Annotated in this window: 2 protein-coding genes; both read right to left on the bottom strand. The window is 40.7% G+C overall.

Annotated features, from left to right (window positions below):
• Positions 1 to 9044: type I polyketide synthase (locus CDG77_RS38175; RefSeq protein WP_223270081.1), on the bottom strand; the 9044-nt coding region annotated here is incomplete at its 3' end.
• 796 nt (positions 9045 to 9840) lie between these two features.
• On the bottom strand, positions 9841 to 10014 hold the full coding sequence (locus tag CDG77_RS37080; protein ID WP_190234119.1) for a hypothetical protein: 174 nt from the start codon (positions 10012 to 10014) through the stop codon (positions 9841 to 9843).
• Positions 10015 to 11038 lie beyond the last annotated feature (1024 nt).

The raw sequence follows: 11038 nt of genomic DNA, 5'->3' as shown, positions 1-11038 counted from the left end.
TCCCAGTTTGTATCTAAGCAGATTACATCGGCTTTATGCTCAGGCAATTGATTCACTAACTTATTTTGAGTCAACAGCACCGACACTTGTGAATCACTCAACATATAGGCTAGGCGTTCTTTGGGATAGTCAGGATCTAGCGGTACATAAACCCCACCTGCCTTTAAAATCCCTAATAATCCTACAATCGTGTCTAAGGAGCGTTCAACATAAACGCCCACTGGAACTTCAGGCTTTACCCCTAATGCTTGCAGATAATTGGCTAACTGATTAGCTCGATAATTTAAATCCTGGTAGGTAAATTGCTGATTTTCATATACTACCGCAACTGCTTCTGGCGATCGCTTTACCTGTTCTTCAATTAATTGATGGATACACTTGTCTTGGGAATACTCTTTTCGGGTATTATTCCACTCTACTAACAACTGGTTTCGCTCGGATGGGGTCAGTAGTGGCAATTCTGAAACTCGCTGCTGTGGATTAGAAACAATTGCCTTGAGCAAGGTTTGAAACTGTCCCAGCAGGCGTTCAATTGTCGCAGGATCAAACAAATCAGTACTGTAATCACAGTCTAATACAATTTCACCATTAATCTCGGTGGCATTCAAATTCAGGTCATAATCAACAGAACTAATAGGTTGTGAGAACCACTCTGTCTCAATCTCAAACATATCTACAGCCATAGGTCGTTCCAAGTTAAATATGACCGTAACTAGAGGCGAACGGCTAAAATCCCAACCTGCTCTTAGTTGGTTGAGCAGTCTGGCAAAAGGATAATCCTGGTGTTCGTAAGCCTCTAACAATGCAGTCTTCAAGCTTTGTAGATATTCAGAGAATAATCGTTCTCCATCAACGTCACTTCTAATAGGCAATATGCGGGCACAGTAGCCGACTAAGCGATCGCTACCCTCCAAGGAACGTCCAGCGGCGGGAATACCCACTACAAGGTCATCTTGGATTGTTATACGGTGAAGTAAAACTGTGTAAACTGCCAGCAGTGTCATAAATAAAGTACAACCCTGCTCTCTGTTTAGCTTTTTAATCTCACGACAAAGGTTAGCGTCAAGTCGTATCGATTGTCTACTACCCTTATAGGTTTTGATTGAGGGGCGAGGATAGTCAGTCTGGAGGTTCAAAACAGGAATTGACTTACCAAATTTTTCCAACCAGTAAGATTCATGATTTGCCATTTTCCCAGTCTGACTTTGCTGTTCCTGCCAGTTGATATATTCCCTAAATTGCATTGGTAGTTGAAGTTGGGAAACGACACCTTGACAAGCTGCTGAATACAATTCACCTATCTCTTGCAAAATCAGGTTCATCGACCAGCCATCGATTACAATATGATGAGCTGTCAAAACCAGTAAATGTAGTCGTTCTTCTAGCTTGAGGATATGGATACGGAACAACGGGCCTTGGATGAGGTCTAAAGGTGTCTGACTCTCTTTTTTCAACCACTTTGCCACTCTAGATTCACGTTCATCATCATCCGTATCTGAAAAATCAATCAGAGGAATGTCTAGCTTCAAGGATGGCATAATTTGCTGAAAATCGCCTTGATTGTCAATTACTGTTCGTATAGCCTCATGGCGGTTTACAACTTTCTGCACTGCTTGAGACATCGCCACTAGTCTAAAACACCCCTGCAATTGCAGACTTAGGGAAACATTGTATGCTACAGATCCATCATCTCCTATCTTTGTCAAAACCCAAAGTTGCTTTTGAGCCTCAGTTAAAGGTACTATTTGTGTCTCGTTTGCTGCTCCATTAGTTGCGTGTTGTGTTGCCAAAGATATAGATAATGGGATGTTTTTAGTCGAATTTTGTGTTTCTAATGATACAGATGCTGGTACAAAATCAGGAGATGTGATGGCTGACCCATTCTTTGCTTCTAATATCTTGCTTGAGTGTTTAGCAAAAAACCCTCCCTTTTGCAACTCCTCAACGCTATCTTTAATCGCTTGAATTACATAATCAATATCTTCATCTGTGTGGGCTGTGGAAAGGAAACAGGTGCGCCCTTCCCAAATGTAAACTCCTTTTTCAATTAGGTGATAGAACAACAAATCCAGTTCTAAAGGCTGGTATAAATAGCTGGAATTACCTGATAAAACAAAACGGAAGAATGAACTGAAATGCGTCACCTTAATAGGCACATCCTCTTGTTTAAAATAAGCATTGAGTGTTGTGGTTAACTGTGATGTGCGCTGATTCAACTGTTGCTGTAGTGCTGATCCTTCTACGATCAGATGCTTGAGTACAGCTTGTGCAGCTGCCATAGTAAGTGGATGTTTAGAAAATGTGCCAGCAAAAAATGTTATTACTGCTTGGGGATATGATGCGTCGCCGTAGTTCCACATCCCACCGTCAATACTATCCATGTAAGCAGCTTTTCCTGCAACAACTCCAATTGGCATTCCACCACCGATAAGTTTGCCATAGGTGACGATATCTGCATTAATACCAAACCAAGCCTGTGCGCCGCCAGGATGAATGCGAAAGCCAGTAATTACTTCATCGAAAATCAACGCTACACCTGCTTCTTGCGTCAACTGTCTGAGTTGGTGGAGAAACGCTTTTGGTTGTAAATCTGGTTTGCGGCTCGGTACAGGCTCAACTAAAACAGCAGCTAATTCATGAACATGAGCTTTAATGATTTCCAGAGATTCCGGCTCGCCATAGGTGAGAATCAGAACGTCATCGACTGCGTGTTGCGTTACCCCAGCAGCCATAGGAGCAGACTGTCGCTTTCCATTCACAGTCCTTGCTATAGCCAAAGTTCCGTCAGAGTGTCCATGATAAGCATCTTGGAACAGAACAATCTTATCTCGACCTGTGACGGCACGTGCTATCCGCAGAGATGTCATTACAGCTTCTGTGCCTGAGTTACAAAAAGTAACTCGCTCCATGCCTGTCAATTGACAGATTAATTCTGCTACTTCACCTGCAAGTTTTGATTGGGGGCCGATTTGTATACCTTGCTGAAACTGATTTTCTAAAGTTTCTGTAATCCAGGGGACACCGTGGCCAAATAAATGTACACCAAAACCCATAGAAATATCTACATATTCGTTGCCATCAATATCCCAAATTTTAGAACCCAGAGACCGATCTCCGACAATAGGATAGAGCATCTCCTTTGTCTCTAAACGAAATCCGATTGAAGACCTCCTATCAGCAATAACTGGACGATAAGCTTGCGCTCTTTGCTTCGATTTTTGGGTACGGTCGGTATAACGTAAGATGAGCGATTCTAAGTGATGCTGTTGCTGTGAACTCAATTCTCTGGCTTTAGGTGGTTCAACTTGAAACCAAGATGAAAGTTTTGCAGCAGTTTGATCAGATTTTTGTCTAGTAACTGAAGATGTTGAGCCAGTATCAAGATGAACGATAGGTGTAGTCGTTTGATGAGCTAATTGAGACCGCTCGTTGCTTGATGACAACAAACTTTCTTTTGGTAAACCATTGCTACGCAAGACATCTAATTGTTGAGACATAACCTGAAGTTGCTGCATCATTATCTTTTCCATTGCAGTTTCAGGTATCGTTCGCTCCTCTTTACTGTTCTGTGTGCCATACACTGTTGGCGTGGATTCAACAGTAGTAGTCGTTTCCACTGTTTGATGCAGTTGCACTTCAGACTCAGGTTGTAATGAATCTGCCCAATCCAATTTTGATGATAAGTTTTGGTCTATGTAGAGTGCTAATGCATGAATGGTTGTTAACTCTTCAAATAATTGGCGAGTAGCAATCTTAATTCCATAAGTGTTTTCAATAATTCGTATAGCTTCAATGATGACGATTGAATCTGCTCCCATGTCTAGAAAATGAGTATGGGTTTCGACTGCATCTAGTGCCACTCGTAATAAGTTTCCAACTATGAAACGCAATTTAGAAATGATGGCATCTTGCTGTTTTTTAGGTGATTTGGCTTCATTTTCATTTAATTTCTTCTCTGTTAGCGAGGAATTTTTTTCTTTAGTCAACTTATCTTCTCCTGGCAAAAAATGTAGTGGTTGATGCCGTGAATAATCTTTATAAAATCCAGTCAAGTTAAAATTTTCAGATGAGGCTACATCAAACAAGTCCCCAACAATAGTAGGTAATGTAGAATCAGTACTATCTTGCTGGTTTGTGTTGAATAAGTTGGCTTTCTCTAGACCTGAATCGTTTTGTTTAATAGAAGAGTCTTCCGCAATCCAGTAACGCTGTCGTTGGAAAGGATATGTGGGAAGTGACAATAGACGGCGAGAGTAACCACAATCAAACCCAGTCCAGTCAACATCCGCTCCCTGTACATAAAGAGTAGACAAGCTTTCTAGCAAGACTTGCCAATCATCTTTGCCTTGTACTAAAGAAGGCAGCCAAACCGCAGTTCCTTGCTGCTGGCAACGTTTACCCAAAGTTGAAAGAATAGGCTTTGGTCCGATTTCTAAAAATAGCTCGTAACCTTGCTCAAATAAGGTATTTATTCCCATCATGAATCTCACTGTCTCGCGAGTGTGGTGCCGCCAATAACTAGCATTTGGGATATACCCTGGCGGTAACATCTGACCTGTAAGATTAGAAATGATCGGAATAGAAGGAGCTTGAAATTGGATTTGGCTGGCTGTGTGTTGAAATTGATCTAGTATCTGCTCTATCAAGGGTGAGTGAAAGGCATGAGAGATTTTTAACTGTCTAGTCTCCACTCCTTGCGTTTCTAAGGCGGCAATAATTTTTTCTATTGACTGACATACACCAGAAATTACAATATTCTTTGGAGCATTAATAGCAGCGATGGACACGGCAGTTTCCTGCTTCGCTAACGCAATATTTTGAGAGTATGATTGAATCGCTGCTGTAACTCTTCCTTCATCTGCAAATACAGCTACCATTTCACCATCTTGAGGTAGTTTTTGAATGAGACTTGCCCGTTGGGCAATCAGCTTTAAACCATCTTCTAAGCTGAAAACTCCAGCAACACAGGCTGCAACATATTCACCCAAACTATGACCTATAACTACGTCTGGTACTATGCCCCAAGATTTCCATAGCTCTGCTAGGGCATACTCCAGAGCAAATAGGGCTGGTTGAGTATAGACTGTTTCATTTATGAGAGAAATTTCTCCTGATGTAGGGTAGAGGACTGATAGCAAAGGCTTTTCTAGATAGGGACGCAGAATTTCATCGCAGTAGTTGAGAGTTTGTCGGAAGGTGGGTTGGGTGTCGTAGATATGGCGTCCCATATCTATGTATTGGGAGCCTTGTCCGGTAAATAGAAATGCTATTTTTGGAGGCTGTTTACTATCTATTTGATTACTTACTAATTTGATACTTTGCCTGCCACTAGCAAAAACATTTAGTGTTTCTTGTAATTGTGTTGTAGATTCAGATGCGATCGCTATTCGATGCTCAAAATGCGATCGGCCTGTATTAGCTGTAAAGCAGATATCTGCAAGAGACGCTACCGAATTGGATTCTAGGAAAGTTTGATAACGTTGTGCCACTTGCCGTAGAGCCTGGTCACTTTTTGCCGAGAGGGTTAATAGGTGCTGGGGACGTTCTATTTTTGTCTCCACCAATGCTTTTGTCGGTGCTTCTTCCAGAATTACATGGACATTAGTACCTCCAAAGCCGAATGAAGAGATGCCGGCCAAGCGTTGCTGATGTTGTTGAGGCCATTTTTGGCGCTTGGTCGGGATTGACAATGGTGTGTTTGTTAGAGAAATATAAGGATTTAACTGCTTGAGATGCAACTGAGGAGGAATTTCTCTATGTTGTAGCGATAGCACTACCTTGATTAAACTAGCAATCCCAGCCGCAGCTTCTAAATGACCAATATTAGTTTTAACTGAGCCAATCCAACAGGGCTGTTCAGGTTCTCGACCTTCCATTAATACTTCTTTTAAAGCATCTACCTCAATGGGATCTCCCAACGATGTACCTGTACCGTGAGCTTCCACGTAGCTAATATGTGCTGGTTCCACTTTGGCATTATTGAGAGCTTGTCGGATTACTTGCTGTTGGGAAATTCCATTTGGTGCTGTTAATCCGTTACTACGACCATCTTGGTTAACAGCTGAACCTTTAATCAATCCTAAAATGTTGTCTCCATCCTTTATGGCATCAGAGAATCTCTTGAGAACAACTATTCCACACCCCTCTCCCCGTACATAACCATTTGCACTGGAATCAAAGGTTTTGCAGCGACCATCAGCTGCCATCATTCCCGTTTGAGAAAAAGTAATTGTTAATTGGGGAGTTAGAATCAAATTCACTCCACCAGCTAGGGCTAATTGGCTCTCTCCTTGACGTAAGCTTTGACAAGCTTGATGAACTGCTACCAGTGATGAGGAGCAGGCTGTGTCCACTGCCCAGCTAGGCCCTTGCAAGTCCAGTAAATAAGATAGGCGATTAGCAGCAATGCTTAAAGCGTTGCCTGTACCGTAGTAAGCATCAGTGCCAGCTACATGATTAGACAGCAATCGAGAATAATCATTGTTACTGATCCCAATGAACACTCCTGTTTTACTTCCTGCTAATTGTTCTGGTATCTGCCCAGCGTTTTCTAGAGCTTCCCAACTAACTTCTAATAGAAGTCGCTGTTGAGGATCCATTGTCTCAGCTTCTCGTGGAGAAAGTTTGAAAAATTCCGGCTCGAATTGATCAACTTGTTCAAGGAAGCCGCCCCAGCGGGTATTCATCTTACCAGGATGCCCTGGCGTAGGATCGTAGAAAGCATCAATGTCCCAGCGTGACGCAGGCACTTCTTGAATAGCATCAACCCCATCATGCAAAAGCTGCCAAAAACTTTCTGGGTTATTAGCTCCAGGAAAACGGCAACCAATACCAATAATAGCAATCGCCTCAGTTTGACCAAGTTCTACTTGTGGAGTGCCATTATTTGGCGTTTTTAGCTGATAAACTGAAGGTTCTACTTGTAGATATTGGGATAAAGCTTTAATGGAGGGATAATCATAAAATATGTTAGGAGAAAGCTGACGTCCCAAAAATTCCTGTAATTCACCAGAAAACCTGACAGCTGCCAAAGAACCTAGACCATAATCAGCTAACGGTTGGCGAATGTCTATATTTTCTGGAACTATTTGCAGTTCTTGGGCAACCTTTAAGATTAACCAAGCAGTAATCTCTTGTTGGCTATGTGATGTTTCTAAAATAGCTAATTGATTAGAATTTTTGCTTTCTGAACAACTATCTGGCAGAGTCGTTGTTTGCACTTGTCGCAATAGCGATTTGACTTGTGTTTCTAAATGTCGGTATTCTGTTTTGTTTTGAGGATTTGCACACCAATCAGCAACTACATTTAGGCTCCTAGATAAAAATCCAGTCCGACAAGCACTGCGTTGAAGTTTGCCACTAGAAGTTTTGGGAAGGCTAGCAGTTCTGAGCAGCAGTACTGCATAGATTTCTAGATCATGCTGCTGTGCCACTGCTTGACGAATTGCCGCAATCACTTCACTAGCATTTAGCTGTCGGAGGTAACTCCGTTCTACTTCCTGGGCAATTACTAACTTTTCTTCCCCGTCAAGATCGACTGAAAATGCTGATCCACAGTTTAATCGCAATGCTGGATGACACTGTTCTACAGTTAATTCAATATCTTGAGGATAATGGTTACGACCTCTGATAATGATCACATCCTTAAGCCGTCCAGTGATAAATAACTCACCATTCTTCAAAAGTCCCAAATCACCAGTACGTAAAAATGTTTCTCCTGGGGTATCTCGTAATTGTGCGTTAAAGGTTTGCTCAGTCTGCTCTGGTCGTTTCCAATAACCTTGAGATGTACTACGACCTGATACCCAAATCTCCCCTACTTGATTGGGGGGACATTGTGTTAGCGATTCTGGATCAACAATCACAATTTTGGTATCAAGCCATTCTCGTCCACAACCTACCAAATGTCTAACACTCTGCGTATTTGATGATGCTTCCACAATCTGATTCTCTTCTAATTCATCTGCTTTAACAGTGCAGTAAACTGGTTCTGCATCGACTAGCCCTCCAGAAATCATTAGAGTTGCTTCAGCCATGCCATAGCAGGGATATAAGAACTCAGAGCGGAAACCACAGGGCTTGAATTTTGCAATAAACTGTTCTAAGGTTTGTCGGCGAATAGGTTCAGCACCGTTGTAAGCACAGCGCCAAGTGCTTAAATCAAGAGTTTGTAATTGCTCTTGCGTAATCTTATTTATGCAAAGTTCATAAGCAAAGTTGGGTCCACCAGAATGAGTTGCTTTGTAGCGTGAAATTACCTGTAGCCATCTAATTGGTTGTTGGATAAAAGATGTTGGTGGCATCAGAATTTCTGGGAAACCCGTATATAAGGGTTCAAGAATCCCTAAAATTAGTCCCATATCATGGAAAGTAGGTAACCACGATATAGACACAGTTTCTGATGTGAGTTGAAATGCTTGTCTCATGTACTCACAATTATGTAGCAGATTACCGTGAGTAACCATTACTCCTTTGGGTGTCCCTGTAGAACCGGAAGTATATTGCAGAAAAGCTAGAGTATCACTGTTGACTTGCGGTTTCTGCCACTTGAGGGCTTGGTTGCTGTCTATGTTATCTGTAGCAAGAGTATGCAGTATGCTTAACTCTGAGTCTTGAGCAAAGCGATTCTGTATATCTTTTAATAGAGAATTAGTCGTGAGCGCTACCTTTGCCGAAGCATCTGCAATGATCGCTGATAACCTTGTCATTTTCTGATTGGATCGAGGTGGGTAAGCTGGTACACCTATAACGCCAGCATATAAACATCCAAAGAAAGCAACAATAAATTCTAGTCCTGGTGGATAGAGTAATAAAGCTCGTTCACCTGTAAGTCCAAAAGACTGTAATTGTGAAGCGATCGCTTGCGCCTGCTGTTCCAATTGTTTATAGGTTAAACTGTCTGACTCTGTTTCTCCATCTTGCAGAAAAGTAAAAGCCTTTTGATGCGGCTGATGTAGCGCTCTGTTATGCAAAATATCTATAAAATTAGCAATACTACTAACTTGATAAGAACTATTAAAGACCGAATTTTGAGTATTAGTCATCTAGGTATATCCAATAATTTGGTAAGTATTTTTTTTCGAAAAAGCTTTTCTTCAAGTCATCTATCAACAACTTCTGAAGATATAAAAAATGTGCTGACTGGAAGCTTTTTATGCAACATTTTCAAGATTTTTAGCTTCTTATCGGCTTTTGGCAATATTCCAGGAAAACTTAAAGGTTGAGAGAATCTGGATACTGAAGAATACTCAACTTAAAACTTTCTAATTAGATAATCAATTCAAGAATGTCTCTTGTAATATTAGCTTTTTGCTGCACTTTCTCTATGAAATTACATCTAGATTATTTTATAATCTAAATCAATAAAATTTTATCATATTAGTACCGGAGAAACTAACTTGATATGACTATTAATAACTAAATCAGGTGGATTTTTATTGATCTGTGCTTAATCTACGATAGTTAAAAAACTATTATTCAAAAGGGAGCAACGCGATTTTGTGAGGTGCTAAAAATTAGGGGTATAAATCGCCTGTTTAATAGTGCGATCGCAGCGAAATAGCTGTTTTTATTGAGAATCTAGCTATGTAACTGAGAATTAAACCCCGATCTCACTTTTTCGCGTTGCTCCCTATTCAAAACTACTTTATCACTAGCTAGATCATCGCAGAGATTAAAAATATTTGTTTGCTTGTTGATGTTAAGGACAGCATATTTGCTTTCTGTAATTTATTAAAACTATCTAACGGTAGATTATAAATTCACCCTTAAGGAAGATGTCAATGCCTGAAAAGCCTATATGTAGGTGGGCAGGAAAATTTATAACTATGTAACGAAAACTTAATCATAGGCATTAGAGTTAAATTTAATACGTTGTGTACTGTAGTTGCCTTTTTCTCCCCTAGCTTTAACGCCATCAATCACGGCGTAAGCCAGGTCTAACTCATCATCAAATATTTGCCCACATAGTTCGTCTTTTTTCAGGTGCTGCCACTCCAATTCAATTGGGTTCATCTGGGAGCAGTATGCGGGTAAGAAAAAGATGTACAAAACAAACCCATGTCTTCCCACTTTGACCAGGGAGCAACGCGATTTGGTGAGGTTGAGCAAAAAAGGTGCGATCGCTAAAAACCTATGTAGGCGTACTTAGAATAGTTATCACCTTAGACTGAGTATTAATGCTGCGTTAACTTGTAGATGATTTTAGGATAAAAAAAGGTAGGATTCCCTTTGGAGTAAAGGTTTTGATATCTGACATCTGAGTAACATTCTTAAAGACCAGCGTGTTGTTATTGCTGTAGATGATAATAAGTTACGGGTAATTATAACTAAAAGTTAGCACTTCACCTGTGTATTGCTTAACTTACGCATTACAAGCGATACCAGCGATAACCAAAATTCATCGGCAGCGCAATAGTTTCTTTTTCGTTGCCAATATGCTTGTGGGTTCGCGCATAAAATGAAATTTGAACAACGAAGTTATAGGAGTTTGAGACGACGAGATTCGCGCATAAAGTGAAATCGCTTGTGGCGTAACGGTTTAAGCCAAATAGTCAATTCGCAGATAAATTGAAATTTTCAGACTTTGATTTAACGACAGCCCGAATGCTTTTAAAAGCCGACTTTTAAAGTGCGATGGAATTACGCCTCATCCCAGGCGATCGCTTCGTGGCATAGGTAGCCAAGCAGATTGACTATAGAACATTTAGGATTTAATGTGTAAATTGTCATCAAGATTGAACAAAATACCCTGAATTTTCGTGATTAGATGCAAAATTTCAATTTATGTGCGAAGTCGCTAAGAGGCTCAAACACTTACTCCATAATCGATTTCACCTTATGCGCGAGTTAGAGAGGCTGAAAACCCTGTAAATTCGTTGTTCACATTTCACTTTATGCACGAACCCACACAAGATTTATCTTGTCTGTGGCCATTAGACATCTCCGAAAACAGTTAAAGGCTTTGTGTGGCTAGGCTGTAGCCCGTAAATGCAATCATCTTAAATTAGTTACTCTGTACGATAAAATAAGACTTTGA

It is taken from the genome of Nostoc sp. 'Peltigera membranacea cyanobiont' 213, assembly GCF_002245975.1.
Lineage (GTDB): Bacteria > Cyanobacteriota > Cyanobacteriia > Cyanobacteriales > Nostocaceae > Nostoc.
This window is presented reverse-complemented; position numbering and strand designations above follow the sequence as displayed.